Origin of the sequence: Actinoplanes sp. NPDC048796 (assembly GCF_040650035.1) — a bacterium.
Taxonomy (GTDB): domain Bacteria; phylum Actinomycetota; class Actinomycetes; order Mycobacteriales; family Micromonosporaceae; genus Actinoplanes.
Map to the genome: position 1 here is coordinate 1,808,808 of NZ_JBEZGO010000001.1, position 20,733 is coordinate 1,829,540.

Consider the following 20,733-nt stretch of genomic DNA (forward strand, 5'->3'; position numbering starts at 1 on the left):
GGCGGGAGACCGGCGCTTAGAAGTCGCCGCCGAAGTCGCCACCGCCCATGTCGCCGCCGCCCCAGTCGCCACCGCCCCAGTCGCCACCGCCCGAGTCACCGCCGCCCATGTCGCCGCCGCCGAAGTCGCCGGCGGCGTCGGCGTAGCCGTCCTGGAAACCGTCGCCGTAGCCCATGTCGCCGAAGCCGGGCGAGAACAGGGCGTCGAAGATGAGCAGGCCGCCGAGGGCGCCCGCGCCGGCGCCGAGCGCCGTCTTCCACACCGGCGTCGAATACCAGCCGGCCGGGACCGGGCGGCCCTGCACGCGGCCACCGGGGTAGTAGTACGGGGTGTCGGCGCCCGGCTGCGGGCCCGCCTTGTAGCTGTGGCCCTGGACGTTGACCTCGCGCTCCTTGGTCAACTGGCCGACGCCCTGCGCGCTCGCCAGCGGCGGCAGCTCGGGGCCGGGGTCGAGACCCATCGCGAGACGCCCGGCCCGCACGTACTGCAGGCCCTCCAGCGCCGACTCGCGGGCCAGCTCGTACTGCCGGACGGTGTTGGCCTGCTGCAACTGGCCGCCGGCGGCGTTGTACCGCTCGCCCGCGTCGGCCAGGGCCTGCTGTGCGGCGGTGTCACTGCCGTGCAGGTTCATGAGCTGACCGCCCAGCCGCTCGTACCACCGCTGGGCCTCGGCCCGGGCGTCCTCGAGCCGCGTTTGCTGAGATGCCGCCCCGTTCCGCCGCGCCAAGGCGATCACGAGAACGACCACGACGATGATGGCCAGAATCAGCAACACGCTCATGTTCCAACGGTACCCTCGCGAATCACGTCCGAGCCGTCTGGCAATCTCCGTCATGTGACTGTCTCGACGCTGGCCGTGGTGCTCCTCTGTCTGGCCGCCGGGGCCGCGATCGGCTGGTTCGCCGCGCGGCTGCGGGCGGCCGCCGACATCGCCCGGCTCGAGGCGACCGTGCAGGCCCGCGCCGACGGTGAGGAACGCCTGGAGCAGTCGATGCGCGCGCTGTCGTACGAGGCGACCGCCCAGTCGCAGGAGGCGGTGGCCCGGGCCGTGGCGCCGCTGCACGAGACCCTGCGCCGCTACGAGCAGCGGGTCGCCGAGCTGGAACGGGAGCGCGTCGACGCGTACGCCGAACTGCGCGAGCAGGTGCGCTCGATGAGCGAGGTCTCGGGCGAGCTCCGCACCGAGACGAAACAGCTGGTCGCGGCGCTGCGGACCCCGCAGGTGCGCGGCCGCTGGGGTGAGCATCAGCTCCGCCGCATCGTCGAGGCGGCCGGCCTGCTGGAACACTGCGACTTCGCCGAGCAGGTGACCGCCGCCACCGACAATTCGGGTGTCCGCCCGGACCTCGTGGTCCGCATGCACGGCGGCCGCACCGTCGTCGTCGACGCCAAGGCGCCGCTCGAGGCCTACCTGTCGGCCCTGGAGGCGCGCGACGAGCGCGGCCGCGACGCCCACCTCAACCAGCACGCCCGCCACCTGCGGGCCCACATCGACGCGCTCGCCGCGAAGGAGTACTGGACCGCCTTCGAGCAGTCCCCCGACTTCGTGGTGCTCTTCCTGCCGGCCGACCCGTTCCTCGACGTGGCCCTGCGGCACGACCCGACGCTGATGGAGCACGCCTTCCGGCGCAACGTCGTGCTGGCCACCCCGGCCACCCTGATCGCCATGCTGCGCACGGTCGCCTACTCGTGGCGGCAGGAGGCCCTGGCCCGCAACGCGGTGGCCGTGCACAGCCTGGCCCGTGAGCTGTACGGGCGGCTCGCCACCCTGGGCGACCACGTGGGCCGGGTCGGCACCGCGCTGGGTGGTGCCGTCACGGCGTACAACCGGGCAGTCGGCTCTTTGGAAGCACGCGTGCTGGTCAGCGCCCGCAAGCTCGCCGAGATGGGCGTCTCCGACGACGAGCTGGTCACGCCGCCGCAGATCGAGGTCGCCCCGAGGCAACCGCAGTCACCGGAGCTGATCGATTAGGCCTGGGCGGCCGCGGCTTTCATGTCCCGGCGGAGCTCCTGCGGCAGCGAGAACGTCAGGCGCTCCTCGGCCGTCGTGAACTCGGTGACCTCGCCGAAGCCGCGGGCCGCCAGGTGGGACAGAACCTCCATGACCAGGTCTTCCGGGACGCTGGCGCCGGAGGAGACGCCGACCGTGGTCGCGCCCTCGAGCCACTCGTCCTTGATCTCGGAGGCGTAGTCGACCAGATGGCCGGCGCGGGCGCCCGCGTCCACGGCGACCTCGACGAGGCGTACCGAATTGGAGGAGTTCGTCGAGCCCACGACGATGACCACGTCGCACTCGGGGGCGATCTCCTTCACCACGTGCTGCCGGTTCTGGGTGGCATAGCAGATGTCGTCGCTCGGGGGCGACTGGAGCAGCGGCAGGCGGGTCTTCAGCCGGGCGACCGTCTCCATCGTCTCGTCGACCGAGAGCGTGGTCTGCGAGAGCCACACGACCTTGGACGGGTCGCGGACGACGACCTGGTCGACCGAGTCGGGGCCGTCGACGAGCTGGATGTGCTCGGGGGCCTCGCCGGAGGTGCCGATGACCTCCTCGTGGCCCTCGTGGCCGATGAGCAGGATGTCGTAGTCCTCCGCGGCGAACCTTTTCGCCTCGTGGTGGACCTTGGTGACCAGCGGGCAGGTCGCGTCGATCGCCTTGAGGTTGCGGCTCTTGGCCTGCTCGTGCACCTCGGGGGCGACGCCGTGGGCCGAGAAGACGACGGTGGAGCCCTCGGGCACCTCCTCGTTCTCCTCCACGAAGATCGCGCCGGCCGCCTCGAGCGTGCTCACCACGTGCTTGTTGTGCACGATCTGCTTGCGCACATAGACCGGGGCGCCGTACAGCTTCAGCGCCTCCTCGACGGTCTGCACCGCACGGTCGACGCCGGCGCAGTAGCCGCGCGGCTTGGCCAGCAACACACGCTTCCGGGGCTCAGTCACCCGGCCATGGTACGTGGATCCCTCTCGCGCATGCTTCTCTGCGATCCGTGCCACAGGCATACTCGTGCGGTGATCGTGCGGGAAGCAACCAAGGGCTTGTACTTCGCGGTGGGCGCGTTGTCGCTGGTGCTGGGCCTGACCTGGATCCTTCTCAATCTGCATTCGGCCAGTTACCGGCTGGATCTGCTGATCGGCGCCGTGCTCGCCGCGGGCGGTCTGGTGCTGCTCATGCCGCATCGTGTCCGCCTGCCCGGCCGCCTCACCGCGATCGTCATGGCCGTTTCCGCCGTGGCCGGGACGGCGGCCGGCCTGGCCGTCTCGAAGTCGCAGGTGTGCTGCGACGTGGCCTACCTGGTCGATCGCGGCTGGCCGTTCACCTGGGCCGGCCGCGGCGCCGTCGCGGACGATCAGGAGACCGCCGTCCGGCTCGCGTCGAGCGCGGACTGGACGGTCAGTTTCATCTCGCTCTTCGCGGATCTTCTGCTTTTCTCGTACGCCGGGTTGTTGCTCCTGGTGCTCTTCCTCGTGATCCGGCGCTCGAAAAGCGGACAACATCCGATTCGCCGGTAACTTCACCGTTTCGCCGGGATACTCGAATTCATGCCTGAGGCCCCGGTGGACGACCCCGGACTGCTGGCGGGAGCGGCGACCACACTGCGCTTGATCATCGGCTGGGCCTTCACCGCGCTCGCCCTGCTCAACCTCGCCATGGGAGTCGACTCGTTCACCTATGGGCTGTTCCACGCCGTACTTCTGCTCGCCGGCCTGACCCTGCTCGGCCTCCAGCGCGTCGGCTGCCGTCCGGGGCGGACCGCGTGGGTGGCCGGCGCGTCCGTCGCCGTGCTCGGCCTGGTCATCTCGACACTGCCCACAGTCAAGGTCAACTGCTGTTCTTCCCGGTACGGCGTCACGCACGGTTTCCCGTACACCGTGGTGGCCCGCGATCCCGGCGGCTGGCACGCCGACGGCGCCCGGATCGTCATCGACCTGCTCTTCTGGGCGCTCGCCGGCATGCTCGTGCTGGTCGTCGCCGGCCGTCTGAGGCCGGCGCCGGCCCGCTCCACGACCCGCCCCGCGACTCGTCCCGGCCCCGCCCGGCCCGCCGGCCGCACCTCGGCCGATCATGCCGAACAACGCGGGACGCGCACCGCGGACGACGAGAATGTCAGAGGGCTTCCGTAATCTGGCCGGGTGAGTGAGCCAGCAGGAGCCAAGAGCACCGCCGACGAGCCGTGGCCGGTCCGCGTCGTCAGCCAGAAGGTCGGGGCCTGGATCGCCAAGCTGGGCTGGGTGTGGGTCGACGGCCAGGTGGCCCAGATCAGCCGCCGCCCCGGCTCCAGCGTGGTCTTCCTGACCCTGCGCGACCCGTCGGCCGACCTGAGCCTCACCGTCACCGCCCATCGCGACGTGCTCGACGCCGGTGCGCCCGAGCTGGCCGAGGGCGCCCGCGTCACGCTGCACGCCAAGCCGGAGTTCTACCCCGCGCGGGGCACGCTCAGCCTGCGCGCCGACGAGATCCGCCAGGTCGGCCTGGGCGAGCTGCTGGCCCGGCTCGACCGGCTCAAGAAACTGCTGGCGGCCGAGGGCCTGTTCGCCCGCGAGCGCAAGCGCCGCCTGCCGTTCCTGCCCCGCAAGATCGGCCTGATCACCGGCCGGGCCAGCGCCGCCGAGCGCGACGTCCTGATGAACACGCGCCGCCGCTGGCCGGCCGTCGAGTTCTTCACGATCAACGTGCCGGTTCAGGGCCCCACCGCGGTGCCGCAGATCATCGACGCGCTCAAGGTGCTCGACAACGACGAGTCGGTCGACGTCATCGTGATCGCCCGTGGCGGTGGCAGCGTCGAAGACCTGCTGCCGTTCTCCGACGAGGCGTTGTGCCGGGCCGTCTTCGGCGCCCGGACGCCGGTGGTCAGCGCGATCGGCCACGAGACCGACGCGCCGCTGCTCGATTATGTGGCCGACCTGCGCGCCTCGACGCCCACCGACGCGGCCAAGCGCATCGTGCCCGACCTGGCCGAGGAGCGACAGCTGATCGACGTGGCCCGCCGCCGCCTGGAACGGGCCGTGCTCACCCTGGTCGACCGCGAGAGCCACCGCCTCGAGTCGTGGCGCTCGCGCCCGTCGCTGGCCCGGCCCGAGCTGCTGGTCGACCAGCGCGCGGCCGACGTGACCGCGCTGCGCGAGCGGGCCGTGCGCAGCCTCGAACACCGGGTGCGCCGCGCCGACGACGACCTGCGGCACACGCTGGCCCGGCTCCGCGCGCTGTCACCGGCGGCGACGCTGCAGCGCGGCTACGCGATCGTGCAGCGCGCCGACGGCCACGTGGTCCGCGCGGCCGGCGAGGTCGAGACCGACGATCTGGTGAGGGTGCGGCTCGCCGAGGGCGAGTTGCGAGCAGTCGTAAAGGAGCAAGAGTGAGCGACGACAAGCTGAGCTACGAGCAGGCGCGGACCGAGCTGGCCACCGTGGTGGAACGGCTGGAACAGGGCGGCAGCTCCCTGGAGGAGTCGCTGGCCCTGTGGGAGCGCGGCGAGAAACTGGCCGACATCTGCCAGCGCTGGCTCGACGGCGCCCGCGAGCGCATCGAGGCCGCCCGCGCCGCCCGCGCCGAGAACTGACCCGGGGTCAGCGCAGGGACTCGGCGAGGTGTTCGAGGGTGTCGGTGTCGCTCTTGCCGATGACGATGACCGTGCGGGTCTGGTCGGCCAGGACCAGGGCCTTCTCGCCGGGGCGAGCGTCGTACAGGCGCCAGACGCCGGCGTCCGTGCGGAACTCGCCGGCGGGCTTGGCCTGCTTGGTGAGCTCGGTGGGGAGCAGGGTCGCCGACGGCACGCTGCTCTCGACGAGCTGGACGGCGTCCTTGTCGGGGTCGACGTAACCGATCCGCAGGGTGGCGCCCGCGTCCTGGCGGCGGAAGGTCGCGGCTGACACGTGCCAGTCGTCGCCGAGGCCGGTCGGCTGAAGCACCGGGAAGATGTTCGCGCGCTGCGCCTCCTGAAGCGCGGGCGCGGGGTCGACAGTGATCGGCGCGTCGCCGTTCAGCACGGTCCGGTAGAAGATCAGCAGCAGCGCGATCGGCACGAGCAGAACCAGCAACGACATCGCCATGTCCTTCGGCGACCGCACCTGCCCCCGCTCGAGCCGCGCCGGCGCCTCGGCCGCGGGTGTGGGGGCGGGCTCGGGCTCGGGCGCTGGGGTGGGCTTCGCCTGAGGGGCGGAAGGGGCGGAGGTGTCCGGTGCGGCTGGTTCCACTCACCCATTGTTAACCATGTCGCTGGCGCGGGACTTTGCACATCCGCACATGTGAGGATCTGGTTACTCACCAACCCCGCAGAGTCGCGAGGAGGCGCCCATGCCAGCACGGGTCCCGCAGGATCTCGACCGCAACATCGCCCTCGATCTGGTTCGAGTCACCGAGGCGGCGGCGATGGCAGCCGGCCGCTGGGTCGGGCGCGGCGACAAGAACGGCGGTGACGGCGCGGCCGTCGACGCGATGCGCAAGCTGATCAACTCGATTCAGATGCGCGGCACGGTGGTGATCGGCGAGGGCGAGAAGGACGAGGCGCCCATGCTCTACAACGGGGAACGGGTCGGCGACGGCACCGGGCCCGAGGTGGACGTGGCGGTGGACCCGATCGACGGCACCACGCTGATGAGCAAGGGCATGCCCGGCGCCGTGGCCGTTCTGGCGGTGGCCGAGCGCGGCGCCATGTTCGATCCGAGCGCCGTCTTCTACATGGACAAGATCGCTGTCGGGCCGGACTGCGCCGACGTCGTCGACATCAACGCCGGCACCGCCGAGAACCTGCGGCGGATCGCCAAGGCCAAGCGGTCGAGCATTTCCGACGTGACCGTCTGCATCCTCGACCGCCCACGGCACGCGAAGCTGGTCGAGGAGGTGCGCCAGGCCGGGGCGAACATCAAGTTCATCTCCGACGGCGACATCGCCGGGGCCATCTCGGCCGCGCGGGCCGAGTCCGACGTGGATGTGCTGATGGGCATCGGCGGCACCCCGGAGGGCATCACCGCCGCCTGTGCCATCAAGTGCCTGGGCGGCATGATCCAGGCCAAGCTGTGGCCGCACGACGACGCCGAGCGGGAGAAGGCGATCGCCGCCGGGCACGACCTCGACCGGGTGCTGACCACCGACGACCTGGTCACCGGCGACAACTGCTTCTTCGTGGCCACCGGCGTGACCAGCGGCGACCTGCTCAAGGGCGTGCGGTACCGCTCCGGTGGCGCGCACACCCAGTCGATCGTCATGCGCTCCAAGAGCGGCACCATCCGGGTCATCGACTCGTACCACCGCCTGGAGAAACTGGCCCTGTACTCGGCCATCGACTTCGACGGTCACCTGCCGACCGTCCCGCTGGGTGACGGCGAGCCGGTCATCTAACTCTCGCCGAAGGTGAGGCCCGCTATTTGTTGGCGGGCCTTGCCCCTCCCTGGAACCATTGACCAATGAGTTACGGGGCAGACACGACCCGCGCGGAGGCCGAGGCCAAGTTCGGCACGAACGAGTTCTACGCGTCCCTCGGGCGCGCCTTCCTGACCATGTGCGCCGTCGTTCCCTTCCTCTTCCTCATCGAGGCGATCGACGTCGGCATCGGCTCCGGGCAGCTCGACGTGGCCGGCGGCATCATCCCGCACCGCATCGCCGGGCTCGACGGCGTGCTGTTCAGCCCGTTCCTGCACGCCGGGTGGGACCACCTCTACGGCAACGCCGTGCCGCTGATCCTGGTCGGCACGTTCGCCCTGGCCGGCGGCGTCCGGCGGTTCATCTGGTCGACCTTCGTGATCATGCTGGTGAGTGGCCTGGGTGTCTGGTTCGTGGGCGACCCGAACAGCGTGGTGGTCGGGGCGAGCGGCGTCATCTTCGGCTACCTGGGCCTGCTGCTGACCCGCGGCCTGGTCGAGCGGAGCTGGTGGAACCTCGGCGTGGCCGGGTTCATCGGCCTGCTGTACTGGTACCAGGTCTACAACATCCTGCCGACCGACCAGCCGGTCTCCTGGCAGGGTCACCTGCTGGGCCTGCTCGGCGGCGCGATCGCCGCGATCCTGTTCCGCCGCAAGCGGCCTAAGACGATCTCTTACTGAAGTTTCCGCAACGCCGCCATGATCGCGGGACGGAAGGTGGAGATCTGGGTGTAGACACCCGGATATCCGTCCCGCGCGCAGCCGAGCCCCCAGCTGACGATGCCCACCTGCACCCATTGGCCACGCCGATCCTGGTCGACCATCGGGCCGCCGCTGTCGCCCTGGCAGGTGTCCACCCGCCGGTCACCGGCGCACATCTGCTCGTCGCCGACGAGCGTCACCCCCGCTTTGAGGTACGCCTTGGCGCAGCTCGCGTCGGAGACCACGGGCACCGTGGCGTAGTGCAGCCGCCGCTCCTGCTTGACCGAGTCCTCGCGGGTCTGCCCCCACCCCATCACGGTGTAGCGGCCCTTCCCGATCGGCTCGGCCGAGATCGGCAGGACGGGCAGGTGCAACACGCGGTCCATCTGGACGACCGCCCAGTCGTCGCCGCGGGTCTCGTCCTTGAATCCGGCGGCGCGGATGACCGTGATGCTGCGGGCGGTCAGCGCGCGACGGGACTTGAGGTCGGACACGCCGGCGGTGACCTGGATCCGGTCGGTGTCGCCGGTGCCGTCGACGCAGTGGCCCGCGGTCAGCACGACCCGGGGCGCGACCAGGGTGCCGCCGCAGCCCATCGAGAGCCGCACCACCCAGGGGAACTTGCCCTGCGGCGCCACGGTGCCGCCGACCACCTCGCGAACCGGGCGGGGCTCTCCGCCGGCCTGAGCCGGTGAAGAGCCCGCGCCCAGCACCGCCGCGAGGACACCGATCATGACCAGTGAAGCGGCATTTCGGACCATCTGGACATTTGATCACAAGAAAACGGGCCGCGCGGTTAGCCGCGCGGCCCGTCAAAAAGCGTGTCTACTTAGTACCAGCCGGTGTCCTGCGAGTGCGACCAGGCGCCGCAAGGGGTGTCGTACCGGCCCTCGATGTAACCGAGGCCCCACTTGATCTGGGTCGCCGGGTTGCTCTTCCAGTCGTCACCCTCGGAGGCCATCTTGCTGCCGGGCAGTGACTGCGGGATGCCGTACGCGCCGGAACTGGGGTTGGTGGCCTTGTAGTTCCAGCCACTCTCCTTCTTCCACAGCTTGTCCAGGCACGGGAACTGGTCGATGCCGAAGCCGGCGGAGATCATCAGCGCACAGCCGGTCTTGCGGGCACCCGAGTACTCGTTGCAGGAGGCCGGGATGTCTCCCGTGTACTCGGCGGGGCTGCCGCCGCTCTCCTTCGCGGACTCTTCGGCCTTCTTCTTGGCCTCGGCCGCCTTCTTGGCGGCCTCCTCGGCCTTTTTCTTGGCCTCGGCCGCCTTCTTCGCGGCGATCAGCTTCTGCTCGGTCGAGTGCGCCTGAGCGGCGGACACCTTGGCCGCCGCGGCGGCCTTCTCGGCGGCACCGGCCTCGGCCTGGCTGCGCTGCGCCCGGTCCGCGGCGTGCTCGGCCTGGCGCTGCTTCAGCAGCAGGGTGTCATCGACGTCCGCCTGCACGACAAGTTGCGCTCCGGCACTCGTCTGCTGGACTTCCCGGTCCTGTCCGAAATAGACACCTCCGGCGGCACCCGCGACAAGCAGGCCGACCGCGGTGACTCGTACTCCGACCCGGCTCCAGAGCCGATTCACGAAGGTTCCCTTCGTCGGGGGCAATGACACGGCACGCCCTCCACCAGGGGGAACGTGCCGTGAGCACCGCGACCACAGGGGCCGACATCTCGATCGCTGTCAATCGAGACGATGGCCCGAAGTCGATCTCCGACGACGATGGCCACGCATGGCGCTCGTCAGACACCATGGCGCAGCGTGAAGTAGATGTGAAACGTCAGAGCGGAGTTGTGACTTTGCTCACTACTATTTCGCGCTCAAAACGGGTGAAAGACTCCATAAAACGCGTCACTCCGAAGGGGACTCCGTTGTCACCTTACGGAGTGTAGCGATCACTTAGAGTGGAATCTCTTCGAGGAGATCGGTGACCACCTCGGCGATGGGCGAACGCTCCGATCGGGTCAGCGTCACGTGGGCGAAGATCGGGTGTCCCTTGAGGGCCTCGATCACCGCGGTGACGCCGTCGTGCCGGCCCACCCGCAGGTTGTCGCGCTGCGCCACGTCGTGGGTGAGCACCACCCGCGAACCCTGCCCGATGCGGGAGAGCACCGTCAGCAGCACGTTGCGCTCCAGCGACTGCGCCTCGTCGACGATCACGAAGGCGTCGTGCAGGCTCCGGCCGCGGATGTGGGTCAGCGGCAGCACCTCGAGCATGCCGCGGGCCATGACCTCCTCCACGACGTTCGCGTGCGCGACCGCGCCGAGCGTGTCGAAGACGGCCTGAGCCCAGGGCGACATCTTCTCGTTCTCGGTGCCGGGCAGGTAGCCGAGCTCCTGGCCGCCGACCGCGTAGAGCGGGCGGAACACGATGACCTTCTTGTGGCGGTTGCGTTCCATGGTGGCCTCGAGGCCGGCGCAGAGGGCCAGCGCCGACTTGCCGGTGCCGGCCCGGCCGCCGAGCGAGACGATGCCGATCGACTCGTCCAGCAGCAGATCGAGCGCCACCCGCTGCTCGGCCGAGCGGCCGCGGATGCCGAACGCCTCCCGGTCGCCGCGGACCAGCCGTACCGACTTGTCGGGGTTGACCCGGCCCAGCGCCGAACCGCGCGGTGAGTGGATCACGAGGCCGGTGTGGCAGGGCAGGCGCTCGGTCTCCTCGACCTCCAGCTCCGCACCGCTGTAGAGCGCGTTGACCTCCTCCTCGCCCAGCTTGAGGTCGGCCATGCCGGTCCAGGTGGGGTCGCTGGCCTGGCCGTGCCGGTACTCGTCGGCGGTGAGGCCGACCGAGGCCGCCTTGACCCGCAGCGGCATGTCCTTGCTGACGAGCGTGACCTCCCGCCCGTCGTGGGCCAGGCCCAGCGCCACGGAGAGGATGCGGGTGTCGTTGGAGTCGTTGCGGAAGCCCTGCGGCAGGACGCTCTGGTCGGCGTGGTTGAGCTCGACCCGCAGCGTGCCGCCCTCGTCGTTGCAGAGCACCGGCTCGTCGAGCCGGCCGAACTTGATCCGTAGCTCGTCCAGGAAACGCAGCGACTGGCGAGCGAACCAGCCCAACTCGGGATGGTGGCGCTTTCCCTCCAACTCGGAGATCACGACGAGGGGGATGACCACCTCGTGATCGGAGAACCGGCGGAACGCCGCCGGGTCGGACAGCAGGACCGAGGTGTCCAGAACGAAAACACGGCCCTCACGGGCCGGTTCCATGGTTCCGGAGACTTTGGCGGCCGAGTCACGTGAAGACTTAGCGACGTCGGCGTCAGATCGGCGTGATGTCACAGGCCTGCTCCAGCGGGCGTGCAACCCGGTACGCCCGCGGTCCGCCACCTCCGGCGCCCGATCTCATGCACGGGACGGATTGCAGGCCCCGTGGCGCACTTGTCGCAGGTCCGGGCCGGCCGGCTGGCTCGGGATGACCCCGTGCCATGACTCAAACGCTAGCGGTCATCAGGCGTACGCGGTAGTACGCAAAAACGGGTGACGTCCAACTCTCGGCTAATTTTGCGCGCATGAAACGTCACCCTCGGCGGGTAATCTGAGGCTCGTGGCACAGACTCCGCGTCCGACCCATCCGTTGAGCCTTTCAGACGTGGGCATCTCCGAGGCCTGGGCGTTCACCGCCGAGCACAGGCAGCGCACCACGTTCTTCTTCGACTTCGACGGCGTGCTCTCGCCGGTCACCGACGACCCGGACGCGTCGCAGCCGGTGCCGTCCGTGCTGGGCGTGCTCGAAAAGCTCGCCACCGTCGTGCAGCGGGTCGCCATCGTGTCGGCCCGCCCGGTCAGCTTCCTGCGGTCCCGGTTCTCCTCGCTCGAGGGCGTCGACCTCTACGGGCTGTACGGCCTCGAGGTGTGGCACGAGGGCGAGGTCGTCACCGAGCCGGCCGCGCTGCCCTGGGTGCCGGCGATGGCCGAGCTGGCCGAGCGGGCCAAGACCGAGCTGCCCGCCGACGTCCTGGTGGAGTACAAGCGCCTGTCAGTGGCCCTGCACTACCGCACGGCGCCGCAGCGGGCCGGCGACGTCGAGCGCTGGGGACACGAGCAGGCCGAGGCGAAGGGCCTGCGGATCCAGGCCGGCCGCATGGTGGTCGAGCTCAAGCCCCCGGTCGACCAGGACAAGGGCATGGTCATCACCGAGGGCGTCCGCGACGCGGGCTGCGCGTGGTATTTCGGTGACGACATGTCCGACATCAAGGCGTTCGACGCGCTGCGCGCCCGCGAGGCGGTCGACCCGTCGTTCTTCGGTGTCGCGGTGGCCGTGGCCAACCCCGAGACCGGGGCCGAGGTGTCCAGCGCGGCCGACCTGACCCTCGACTCCCCCGGCGCGGTGGCCGAGTTCCTCGCCGAGGGCCTCAAGCGCTTCTAGGGAGCTAGGCGCCGAAGCGGCGCTGCCGGTTGCCGTACGACCGCAGCGCCCGCAGGAAGTCGATCCGGCGGAAGTCGGGCCAGTTGGCGTCGTGGAAGTAGAACTCCGAGTGCGCCGACTGCCAGAGCAGGAAACCGGAGAGCCGCTGCTCGCCGCTGGTGCGGATGACCAGGTCGGGATCGGGCTGGCCACGGGTGTACAGGTGCTCGGCGATGTGGTCGACGTCGAGGATCTCGGCCATCTCCTCGATCGTGCGGCCGGCGGCGGCCTGCTCGTGCAGCAGCGAGCGCACCGCGTCCGCGATCTCGCGGCGGCCGCCGTACCCGACCGCCATGTTGACCTCGACTCCGATCGTGCGGTTGCGGGTCTTCTCCTGCGCCGCCTTGAGGATCGTGGCCGTGGAGGCGGGCAGGACGTCGAGGGCGCCGACGATGCGCAGCCGCCACGGGTTGCCGTCCTCGGCCAGCTCGCTGGCCAGATCTTCGATGATCCGCAGCAGGGGGTCGAGCTCGGCCGCCGGGCGGCGCAGGTTGTCGGTGGCCAGCAGGTAGAGCGTGACGTGTTTGATGCCGGCCTGGTCGCACCAGGTCAGCAGCTCCTTGACGCGGGCGGCGCCGACGCGGTGGCCGTCGTTGGGGTCGACGAACCCCATTTCGCGGGCCCAGCGACGGTTGCCGTCGCACATCACGCCGACGTGCTGGGGCACGGGTTTGCCGGCCAGCTTGCCGGCCAGCCGCCGTTCGTACACGCGGTAGAACGGAGTGGAGATCAGGGACCGCAGACTCATCGCATCAAACCCTAGCCCGCCCCGGTAGCGACTCAAGGGTGGGCTCGGCGACGGTGACTCAACCGCAAGGTGATGAGCCCGATCGTGCGAGGGTCGAAAACCCCGTCACCGAGCCCCAGCTCCACCATCCGGTCGAAAACACCACCATCCCGGGCCGCAGCGCTCACGGCGGCGTCGACCACCCGCGGCCGCCGGCTGAGCCGGGCCGCGAAGCCGGAGTGGCGCAGGTGCCGGCCGAGCCGCCGGCGCAGGGCGTCGCGATAGCGCTCGGTCACCCGTTCGGGTCCGGCCGCGGCCGCCGCGCCGGCCAGCGAGCCGGAGAGCACGGCGTAGAAGATCCCCTCCCCGGTGAACGGGTTGATCAAGGACAGGGCGTCGCCGGCCAGCAGCACTCGGCCGCGGCCCGGCGGCGGCCGATGCGTCGAGAGCGGGAGGTGGTGCCCGCGCACTCCGGCCGGCTCGGCGCCGGCCAGGAGGTCCCGCATTCTTTCCAGGAGGTACGCCCGGGACAGCGGCACGCCCCGAAGGACCTCCCCGTATCCGACGTTGGCGGTGCCGTCGCCGATCGGGAACTCCCAGGCGTACGCCGGCCAGCGCTGCCGCGTGGTGACGATGATTTGTTCGCCGGTGTTGGTGGTCGGCGCGTAACCGCGGATCGCCACGGCGAGGTGGCCGGGCGGGTTGACCGGATGGCCGAGATGCCGGCGGACGACCGAGCCGGCGCCGTCGGCGCCGATGAGCACCCTCGCCCGGACGAGATCGTCGAGGACCACCGCGTCGCCGTGATCGCTCACCCGGCGTACGGAATGACGTCGCAATTCCGCCCCCGCCGCGACCGCGGCTCGCACGAGACGTTCGTCGAAGACCCGCCGGGGAACGGTGTGCGCCGGTTTCGGCAACGGCCGCGCGACGGTCGCCCCACCCGGCGCCACCAGGCGCAACCGTTCGATAGCCGGGTAACCATCGGTCACCCCGGACACGCCCAGGCCGTCGAGCACGGCGACCGCCTCGGCCGCGATGCCGTCACCGCACGGCTTGTCGCGCGGAAAGTCGGCCCGGTCGAGCAGCAGCACCCTCGCCCCGGCCCGGCGGGCGGCGATCGCGGCCGCGGCCCCGGCCGGACCGGCGCCGGCCACCACCACGTCGAAGCTCTCGACCGGCATGCCGGTCCTCCTCAGATGCGCGCCCCGGTGGGGAGGTCGGCCACGGCGGCGGCCCGGTACAAGGCGTACCAGGTGAGCAGCGCGGCGGCCACCAGCGGAGCGCCGTCCCGGATCAGGCCGTCGGCGCCGAGCAGGAAGTAACAGAGCGGCAGGTCCCAGAGCAGGACGAAGAAGGTCACCCAGCCCAGGGCCCGGCGCGCTCCCGCCTTCCCGCGCATCAGGAAGATCGTGCACAGCAGCACCGCGTAGCTGACCGCGATGCCGGCGAACAGCCAGAACACCACGGCCAGCAGCCATTGTGGCCGGTCGCGCAGCTCGCCGAACGAGATGAGACAGGGCACCAACATCAACGGGCTGTACGTGAAGGCGGCGAGCCGGGCCGTCAGCAGCCACCCGCTGACGGGGGCCCGGCGCGGCCCGAACCGTTTCGGCTGGTGCACCAGATGGTCGCGCACGACAGGATGCCGGTAGAGCAGGGCGACCACCGTGACACAGAGGACGACCAGGACGGCGAAGCCGATCACGCCGGCCATGGGTGGCGTCCCCGATCGCGGCACGACGAGACGGCCCACCGCGAAGATCGTGGTGACGGCGAGGATCAGGCCGAGCGGCCGGGCCGCCGCCCGCGACCGGCGGACCTGCCAGATCAGCAGAAGCCAGCCGAGGGTGCGCAGGAGCGCCCAGCCGGTGCGGACCGCGAGGCCGAAGCCGTGTTCCGGCGCGTACGAGTAGTTGAGGATCTCGACCAGCACGGTGACGGCCGCGGTGGTCACCAGCAGCACGGTCAGAACGCGGAGGGCACGGGGCACGATTCCGCTGGTACCCGGTACGCGCCCGCCTCACGCGAGGGCGAGGCGGGCGCCGGCGCTCAGGCGTCGGCCAGACGGGCCCGCAGAGCGTCCAACTCGGACCACAACACGGCCGGGAGCTTGTCGCCGAACTTGGTGAACCACTCGGTGACCTGGGGAATCTCGGCCAGCCACTCGTCGCGGTCGACGCGCAGCACGGCCTCGAGATCGTCGGTGTCGAGGTCGAGACCGGTCAGGTCGAGGGCGTCCGGGGTGGGCACGTGCCCGATCGCGGTCTCCACCGCCTCGCCCTTGCCGTCCAGCCGCTCGACGACCCACTTGAGCACCCGGCTGTTCTCGCCGAAGCCGGGCCACAGGAACCGGCCGTCGTCGCCGCGCCGGAACCAGTTCACGTAGAAGACCTTGGGCAGCTTGGCGGCGTCGCCGGACGCGCCCTTGGCCATGTCGATCCAGTGCTGGAAGTAGTCGCCGGCGTGGTAGCCGATGAACGGCAGCATCGCCATCGGGTCGCGGCGCACCACACCGACCTGGCCGACCGCGGCCGCGGTGGTCTCGGACGACAGGGTCGCGCCCAGGTAGACGCCGTGCACCCAGTCGCGGGCCTCGGTGACCAGCGGGACGGTCGTGCGGCGGCGGCCACCGAACAGGATCGCGTCGATCGGCACGCCGCGCGGGTCGTGGTACTCGTCGGCGAGAATCGGGCACTGCTCGATGGGCGTACAGAATCGGCTGTTGGGGTGGCTCGACGGGGTTTCCGAGTCCGGGGTCCAGTCCTGGTTCTTCCAGTCGGTGAGGTGGGCCGGCGGCTCGCCCATGCCCTCCCACCAGATGTCGCCGTCGTCGGTGAGGGCGACATTGGTGAAGACCGAGTTGCCCCGGGCGAGCGTGCGCATCGCGTTGGGGTTGGTGTGGAAGTCGGTGCCGGGCGCGACGCCGAACAGGCCGAACTCGGGGTTGGTGGCCCAGAGCCGGCCGTCCTCGCCGAACCGCATCCAGGCGATGTCGTCGCCGACGGTCTCGACCTTCCAGCCGGGCAGGGTGGGCTCGAGCATGGCCAGGTTGGTCTTGCCGCAGGCCGAGGGGAACGCGCCGGCGATGTAGCGGACCTGCCCCTCGGGCGAGGTCAGCTTCATGATCAGCATGTGCTCGGCCAGCCAGCCCTCGTCGCGGGCGGCCACGCTGGCGATGCGCAGCGCGTAGCACTTCTTGCCGAGCAGCGAGTTGCCGCCGTACCCGGACCCGTACGACCAGATCTCCCGGGTCTCCGGGAAGTGCGAGATGTATTTCGTGTCGTTGCACGGCCAGGGGACGTCCTTCTCGCCCGGCGCGAGCGGCGCGCCGACCGAATGCAGCGCGGGCACGAAGTCGGCGTCCTCCCCCATGGCCTCGAGGACGCCGGCGCCCATCCGGGTCATGATGCGCATGCTGGCCACGACGTACGGGCTGTCGGTCAGCTCCACGCCGAACATCGCTTGCGGCGCGTCGAGCGGGCCCATGCAGAACGGGACGACGTACATGGTGCGGCCGCGCATGCAGCCCCGGTAGAGCTCGGTCATGGTCGTCTTCATCTCGGCCGGCGCCATCCAGTTGTTGGTGGGGCCGGCGTCGGCCTCGTCGGCCGAGCAGATGAAGGTGCGCTCCTCGACCCGGGCGACGTCGCCGGGGTCGGTGCGCGCCCAGAACGAGTTCGGTTTCTTCTCGGGGTCGAGCCGCACGAGCGAGCCCGATTCGACCAGGGCATCGGTGAGATTTCGCCACTCCTGCTCCGAGCCGTCGCACCAGACGACGCGGTCGGGGGTGGTCAGGGCGGTTACTTCTTCGATCCAGGCGAGCAGCCGGGGATGAGAAGTAGGGGGCACGGTGATCTCCTTCGGTCGGCGTTGACCAGGACCACTTGCAGTCTTGGGGAGTCATCGCAGCCTAAGGGGATGCAACGTTGTGTTCATCGGTAGTTGCTGTGGATAACCGCACAATCCTCGGCAGGTTTGCTTACGGACGTTCGATTCTTCGACATTGAGCGCAGTTCCGCGCAGCATCGCTGGTTCGGCCGGGGTCGCGCCCCGCCGTTCGTCGACTTTCACAAAACGGACTTAACCCCCTAAGCTTGGGTAATCGGGCTTTCCTCTCCTAGGAGGCAGGAATGACCATCCCGGGCAGTCCAACCGACACGGACACCGAACTGCTGGCGGCGGTCCGTGAAGGGGACACCGCGGCGTACGGCACGCTCTACGAACGGCACCACGCGGCGGCCCGGCAACTGGCGTACGGCCTGACCCGTGACCCGGCCGACGCCGACGATCTGGTGGCCGAGACGTTCGCCAAGGTCTTCGCCGCCCTGCGGGCCGGCCGGGGACCGCTGGTCGCCTTCCGCGCCTACCTCGCTACCACCATGCGGCACGTCTGCTACCACCGGGCCCGGCGGGACCGGCGGATCGAGTTCACCGACGATCTGACCCGGTACGACGAGGGCCAGCCGTACACCGACCCGGCCCTGGACCGCCTGGAACGGGCGTACGCCGCGGCCGCGTTCCGGCAACTGCCCGAGCGGTGGCGCGACGTGCTGTGGCAGACCGCGGTCGAGGGGAACACCCCCTCCGAGGTGGCCGGCATGCTCGGGATGACCCCCAACGCCGTGGCCGTGCTCGCCCACCGCGCCCGTGAAGGCCTGCGCAGCCTCTACCTCCAACAGCACGTCGCGGTGGCCAAGCACCCGGAATGCCGGTGGGCCGGTGACCGCCTCGGGGTCCACCTGCGCGGGCGTCTCGCGCCCCGGGACAGCAACCGGATGCGCCTGCATCTGGGCTGGTGCGCCGGGTGCCGCGAACGGGTCGCCGAGATCGCCGAGATCAGCGACATGCACCCGCCGTACCAGCAGCGGGGGTTAAGACTCGCCAACGAAAACAGCGGGGCGTGACGACCCCCGGTACGCTCGGACCGTGCCCGACATCTCGCCGACGCAGCCCTCGGGCCTGCGCGTAAGGATTCGGGGACTCGTCCGGGAGCTCGGCAAGTTCGGCACGGTGGGGACCATCTCCTTCGCCATCGACCTCGCCATCTTCAACGTGTTGCTCCAGGCCGGCGTCGAAACGCTGTTCGCCAAGACCATCTCGACCGTGCTGGCGACCACCGTCGCGTTCACCGGCAACCGGTTCTGGACCTGGCGGCACGCGGCCCACACGAACATCACCCGGCAGTACACGATGTTCTTCGTGCTCAACGCCATCGGCCTGGGCATCGGGCTCGCCTGCCTGGCCATCAGCCACTACGGCCTGGGCAGCGTCTGGCCGGTCTTCCAGACGCGGCTCGCGGACAACATCTCGGGCCAGCTGGTCGGCACCGCCGTCGGCACGCTGTTCCGCTTCTGGTCGTACCGCCGGTTCGTCTTTCCCGCGGCGACCCCGCCGGGCCCGCCACCCCCTCACGACGGCCGGGCGGCTCATGTGACGCCGCCTGCATCCCCCGTTCGTGACACGGCGTAACAGCCCACTCTCCCGTAAGGTTGCCCAATGCCTTCTGTCAGTTCGCTGACGTCACACCTGCGCCGTCTCGCCCCCGAAGCCATCGCGTTCGGTGTCATCGGCGCCGGAAACACGCTGCTCTACATGGCCATCACGTGGGCGCTGCTGCCGATCGGCGCGGTCAAGGCCAGCGTGGTCGCCACGGTCATCACGACCACCCTGGCGTACTTCGCCAACCGCTACTGGACGTACCGTCACCACACGCGCACAGCGCTGCGCCGTGAGTACACGCTGTTCTTCGCCTTCAACCTGATCGGCATGGTCATCCAGTCCGGCGCCATCGCCGTCGGCAAGTACGGTTTCGGCCTGACCGAGGAGCACAACAAGTACGAGTTCATGGGCGTGACCCTGCTCGGCATAGTGGTCGCCACGATCTTCCGGTTCTGGGCCTACCGGACCTTCGTCTTCCTCAAGCCGCCGGTCGACGGCCACGAGGCCGAGCTGGCCGACCTCGACGCCGCCGCCGGCCTGGCCGAGCTGAGCACCGAGGAAGAGCCCCAAGCTAGTTCTTCGCCTGTCTCCTGAACAGGCCGCGCCGTTGCTGCACCGGCAGCTCCGGCTCTTCCTCTTCCTCCTCGTCCTCCGGGTGCCGCAGGCGATCCTGCTCGATCAGCTCGTACAGCAGGGTCTGCACGCTCTGCGCCCGCGGGACGGCGGCCAGCAGGACGGCCTGCTCGCCGATCGAGTCGACCTTCAACGTGCCCGACCCGAAGACCCGGTCGAGCACCGACTGGTTGACCACGTGGTCGTTGACCCGGTTGAGCGGCAGGTCACGCCGCTCCCGGGCGATCACGCCGTCCTGAAGCAGGATCCGCTCGCTGGTCAGCACGTAGTGGGTGCACCGCCACTTGACCAGCGGCGTCACCCCGTACCGGACGCCCTGATAAAGCATGATCAGCGCGACCACGCCGAAACCGACGCGGCCGCCCTCGTTGGTCGGCAGCATCACCCAGGCCACGGTGCTCACGACGACCGCCAGCGCAACGATCAGGCCCGGGCGGATCGCCGACTTCCAATGCGGACGCAGGTGGAGGACAAGTTCCTCCTCCTCGGCCAGCACTTCCTGAGGGAACGCCACGCCGTCAGCGTACGTGCAGCACGTCACCCGCCGAGACGCGATTGTCGGCGCCGTCCGCCGTACGGACGACCAGGCGGCCGTCGGCGTCGACCGAGGTGGCCTCGCCCTCCAGCGGGCCGCCGGCCGGCAGCAGCACACGGACCTGCCGGCCGATGGTCGCGCAGTTCCGCCGGTACGCCGCGAGCAGGCCGGACATCTCGGCGTCCCCGTCGGCGCCGCGCCACCCTTCGTACCAGGAGGCGATGCCGCGCAGTGTCGCCCGCAGCAGAGGGTCACGGTCGGTGACCGGAGCACCGGCCACCCGAAGTGAGGTGGCGGGCAGCCCGTTGGTCTCGGGCAGCTCCTCGGCCCGGGTGCTCACGTTGAGCCCGATCCCCACCACTACGGCGTCGCCGGAGGCCTCGGCCAGGATGCCGGCGCACTTACCGCCGGCCACGAGCAGGTCGTTCGGCCACTTCAGGGCCGCCTCGACCTCGGCCACCCGGGTCACGGCCTCGGACAGAGCCACCCCGGCCAGCAGCGGCAGCCAGCCGAGGGCGCCGGGCGGCACGGCGGGCCAGCCGCGCTCCTCGTTCCGCACGCCGGGTCGCAGCAGCACGCTGAAGGTCAACCCGGCCCGCGGCGGGGACGTCCACTGCCGGTCACGGCGGCCCCGGCCGGCGCTCTGGCTCTCGGCCACCACGACCAGGCCCTCGGGCTCCCCGGCCTGCGCGGCCGCGACGGCGTCGGCGTTGGTGGAGGCCGTCTCAGCCCGCAGATCGAGCCGCCGCCAGAAACCGCCGGGCGTCACGAGCGCCCGCTCCAGCGCCCGAGGCGACAGCGGCGGACGGTCCAGGTCGGTGTACGGCGAAGACATCAGCAGAGCCTAGTTGTTCTGACCACGGACGTTGGTGACGGGGAGATCTTGAAATAGGTGAGGGCCTTCGGGTTCGGTGTGGATTGCGACGTCCTACCCCGAACCTGCG

23 protein-coding genes are annotated in these 20,733 nt (G+C 70.3%); 11 read left to right on the forward strand and 12 right to left on the reverse strand.

From position 1 onward, the window contains the following. Positions 1-16: 16 nt before the first annotated feature. On the reverse strand, positions 17-781 hold the full coding sequence (locus tag AB0C26_RS08195) for a hypothetical protein (protein WP_360243358.1): 765 nt from the start codon (positions 779-781) through the stop codon (positions 17-19). A 54-nt stretch (positions 782-835) separates the two neighbouring features. Between AB0C26_RS08195 and rmuC the strand changes: the two genes are divergently transcribed. Next, complete coding sequence (gene rmuC / locus AB0C26_RS08200; RefSeq protein WP_360243361.1) at positions 836-1,972, forward strand: DNA recombination protein RmuC; 1,137 nt, start codon at positions 836-838, stop codon at positions 1,970-1,972. On the opposite strand, the gene AB0C26_RS08205 is transcribed toward rmuC, so the two are convergent. Next, the gene (locus AB0C26_RS08205) at positions 1,969-2,997 is read right to left on the reverse strand and encodes a 4-hydroxy-3-methylbut-2-enyl diphosphate reductase (RefSeq protein ID WP_360243364.1); all 1,029 of its coding nucleotides are present in this window, start codon (positions 2,995-2,997) and stop codon (positions 1,969-1,971) included. The genes rmuC and AB0C26_RS08205 overlap by 4 nt on opposite strands. A 9-nt stretch (positions 2,998-3,006) precedes the next feature. On the opposite strand from AB0C26_RS08205, the gene AB0C26_RS08210 reads away from it, so the two are divergent. From AB0C26_RS08210 to AB0C26_RS08225, 4 genes are read left to right on the forward strand one after another with little or no spacing between them, the layout of a single operon-like run. Then, complete coding sequence (locus AB0C26_RS08210) at positions 3,007-3,507, forward strand: hypothetical protein (RefSeq protein ID WP_360243367.1); 501 nt, start codon at positions 3,007-3,009, stop codon at positions 3,505-3,507. 30 nt (positions 3,508-3,537) lie between these two features. Beyond that, entirely contained in the window at positions 3,538-4,119 is a 582-nt protein-coding gene (locus AB0C26_RS08215; protein ID WP_360243370.1) for a hypothetical protein, read from the forward strand. A 9-nt stretch (positions 4,120-4,128) separates the two neighbouring features. Then, complete coding sequence (gene xseA, locus AB0C26_RS08220) at positions 4,129-5,355, forward strand: exodeoxyribonuclease VII large subunit (protein ID WP_360243373.1); 1,227 nt, start codon at positions 4,129-4,131, stop codon at positions 5,353-5,355. Then, on the forward strand, positions 5,352-5,555 hold the full coding sequence (locus AB0C26_RS08225; protein WP_360243376.1) for an exodeoxyribonuclease VII small subunit: 204 nt from the start codon (positions 5,352-5,354) through the stop codon (positions 5,553-5,555). The genes xseA and AB0C26_RS08225 overlap by 4 nt, the downstream gene beginning before the upstream one ends. Positions 5,556-5,562: 7 nt before the next feature. Here AB0C26_RS08225 and AB0C26_RS08230 read toward each other — a convergent pair whose 3' ends face one another. Then, positions 5,563-6,063, reverse strand: a complete 501-nt coding sequence (locus tag AB0C26_RS08230) for a DUF4245 domain-containing protein (RefSeq protein WP_360243655.1) — start codon at positions 6,061-6,063, stop codon at positions 5,563-5,565. A 226-nt stretch (positions 6,064-6,289) separates the two neighbouring features. Here AB0C26_RS08230 and glpX point away from each other — a divergent pair, with 226 nt between their 5' ends. Further along, the gene (gene glpX / locus AB0C26_RS08235; protein ID WP_360243379.1) at positions 6,290-7,333 is read left to right on the forward strand and encodes a class II fructose-bisphosphatase; all 1,044 of its coding nucleotides are present in this window, start codon (positions 6,290-6,292) and stop codon (positions 7,331-7,333) included. Positions 7,334-7,398: 65 nt separating this feature from the next. Then, on the forward strand, positions 7,399-8,034 hold the full coding sequence (locus AB0C26_RS08240) for a rhomboid family intramembrane serine protease (RefSeq protein WP_360243382.1): 636 nt from the start codon (positions 7,399-7,401) through the stop codon (positions 8,032-8,034). Here AB0C26_RS08240 and AB0C26_RS08245 read toward each other — a convergent pair. The 3 genes from AB0C26_RS08245 to AB0C26_RS08255 form a co-directional block, all read right to left on the reverse strand. Next, the gene (locus AB0C26_RS08245; RefSeq protein ID WP_360243385.1) at positions 8,028-8,816 is read right to left on the reverse strand and encodes a serine protease; all 789 of its coding nucleotides are present in this window, start codon (positions 8,814-8,816) and stop codon (positions 8,028-8,030) included. The two genes, AB0C26_RS08240 and AB0C26_RS08245, sit on opposite strands and share 7 nt — an antisense overlap. Before the next feature lie 68 nt (positions 8,817-8,884). Further along, a complete protein-coding gene (locus AB0C26_RS08250) occupies positions 8,885-9,634 on the reverse strand; it encodes a lytic transglycosylase domain-containing protein (RefSeq protein WP_360243388.1) in 750 nt (249 codons plus the stop codon). 315 nt (positions 9,635-9,949) lie between these two features. After that, a complete protein-coding gene (locus AB0C26_RS08255) occupies positions 9,950-11,254 on the reverse strand; it encodes a PhoH family protein (RefSeq protein ID WP_360243391.1) in 1,305 nt (434 codons plus the stop codon). Positions 11,255-11,636: 382 nt separating this feature from the next. Here AB0C26_RS08255 and otsB point away from each other — a divergent pair, with 382 nt between their 5' ends. Then, entirely contained in the window at positions 11,637-12,413 is a 777-nt protein-coding gene (otsB, locus tag AB0C26_RS08260) for a trehalose-phosphatase (RefSeq protein ID WP_360243394.1), read from the forward strand. Between the two features lie 4 nt (positions 12,414-12,417). Here the strand turns inward: otsB and AB0C26_RS08265 are convergent, their stop codons facing one another. The 4 genes from AB0C26_RS08265 to AB0C26_RS08280 are packed head-to-tail and all read right to left on the reverse strand — an operon-like array spanning position 12,418 to position 17,037. Continuing rightward, positions 12,418-13,200, reverse strand: a complete 783-nt coding sequence (locus AB0C26_RS08265) for an isoprenyl transferase (protein WP_360243397.1) — start codon at positions 13,198-13,200, stop codon at positions 12,418-12,420. Between the two features lie 32 nt (positions 13,201-13,232). Next, entirely contained in the window at positions 13,233-14,363 is a 1,131-nt protein-coding gene (locus AB0C26_RS08270) for a geranylgeranyl reductase family protein (RefSeq protein WP_360243400.1), read from the reverse strand. An 11-nt stretch (positions 14,364-14,374) separates the two neighbouring features. Further along, a complete protein-coding gene (locus tag AB0C26_RS08275; protein ID WP_360243658.1) occupies positions 14,375-15,175 on the reverse strand; it encodes a hypothetical protein in 801 nt (266 codons plus the stop codon). 56 nt (positions 15,176-15,231) lie between these two features. Next, a complete protein-coding gene (locus AB0C26_RS08280) occupies positions 15,232-17,037 on the reverse strand; it encodes a phosphoenolpyruvate carboxykinase (GTP) (RefSeq protein WP_360243661.1) in 1,806 nt (601 codons plus the stop codon). 275 nt (positions 17,038-17,312) lie between these two features. Between AB0C26_RS08280 and AB0C26_RS08285 the strand changes: the two genes are divergently transcribed. From AB0C26_RS08285 to AB0C26_RS08295, 3 genes are read left to right on the forward strand one after another with little or no spacing between them, the layout of a single operon-like run. Beyond that, the gene (locus AB0C26_RS08285; RefSeq protein ID WP_360243403.1) at positions 17,313-18,086 is read left to right on the forward strand and encodes a sigma-70 family RNA polymerase sigma factor; all 774 of its coding nucleotides are present in this window, start codon (positions 17,313-17,315) and stop codon (positions 18,084-18,086) included. Positions 18,087-18,108: 22 nt separating this feature from the next. Continuing rightward, positions 18,109-18,651: a GtrA family protein gene (locus AB0C26_RS08290; protein WP_360243406.1), complete on the forward strand. Its 543-nt coding sequence runs from the start codon at positions 18,109-18,111 to the stop codon at positions 18,649-18,651. A 27-nt stretch (positions 18,652-18,678) separates the two neighbouring features. Beyond that, positions 18,679-19,215, forward strand: a complete 537-nt coding sequence (locus tag AB0C26_RS08295; protein ID WP_360243409.1) for a GtrA family protein — start codon at positions 18,679-18,681, stop codon at positions 19,213-19,215. Here AB0C26_RS08295 and AB0C26_RS08300 read toward each other — a convergent pair. Beyond that, positions 19,193-19,768 (reverse strand): PH domain-containing protein, encoded by a 576-nt coding sequence (locus AB0C26_RS08300; RefSeq protein WP_360243412.1) that lies wholly within the window; start codon positions 19,766-19,768, stop codon positions 19,193-19,195. The genes AB0C26_RS08295 and AB0C26_RS08300 overlap by 23 nt on opposite strands. A gap of 4 nt (positions 19,769-19,772) precedes the next feature. Continuing rightward, entirely contained in the window at positions 19,773-20,627 is an 855-nt protein-coding gene (locus tag AB0C26_RS08305; RefSeq protein WP_360243664.1) for a biotin--[acetyl-CoA-carboxylase] ligase, read from the reverse strand. Positions 20,628-20,733 lie beyond the last annotated feature (106 nt).

Bases quoted from the DNA above. Each gene is read 5' to 3' on its own strand.
- AB0C26_RS08195 (WP_360243358.1), bottom strand. From the start codon at position 781: ATGAGCGTGTTGCTGATTCTGGCCATCATCGTCGTGGTCGTTCTCGTG.
- AB0C26_RS08270 (WP_360243400.1), bottom strand. From the start codon at position 14,363: ATGCCGGTCGAGAGCTTCGACGTGGTGGTGGCCGGCGCCGGTCCGGCC.
- glpX (WP_360243379.1), top strand. From the start codon at position 6,290: ATGCCAGCACGGGTCCCGCAGGATCTCGACCGCAACATCGCCCTCGAT.
- AB0C26_RS08240 (WP_360243382.1), top strand. From the start codon at position 7,399: ATGAGTTACGGGGCAGACACGACCCGCGCGGAGGCCGAGGCCAAGTTC.
- AB0C26_RS08255 (WP_360243391.1), bottom strand. From the start codon at position 11,254: ATGGAACCGGCCCGTGAGGGCCGTGTTTTCGTTCTGGACACCTCGGTC.
- AB0C26_RS08205 (WP_360243364.1), bottom strand. From the start codon at position 2,997: ATGCCTGTGGCACGGATCGCAGAGAAGCATGCGCGAGAGGGATCCACG.
- AB0C26_RS08245 (WP_360243385.1), bottom strand. From the start codon at position 8,816: ATGGTCCGAAATGCCGCTTCACTGGTCATGATCGGTGTCCTCGCGGCG.
- AB0C26_RS08265 (WP_360243397.1), bottom strand. From the start codon at position 13,200: ATGAGTCTGCGGTCCCTGATCTCCACTCCGTTCTACCGCGTGTACGAA.
- AB0C26_RS08295 (WP_360243409.1), top strand. From the start codon at position 18,679: ATGCCTTCTGTCAGTTCGCTGACGTCACACCTGCGCCGTCTCGCCCCC.
- AB0C26_RS08285 (WP_360243403.1), top strand. From the start codon at position 17,313: ATGACCATCCCGGGCAGTCCAACCGACACGGACACCGAACTGCTGGCG.
- AB0C26_RS08215 (WP_360243370.1), top strand. From the start codon at position 3,538: ATGCCTGAGGCCCCGGTGGACGACCCCGGACTGCTGGCGGGAGCGGCG.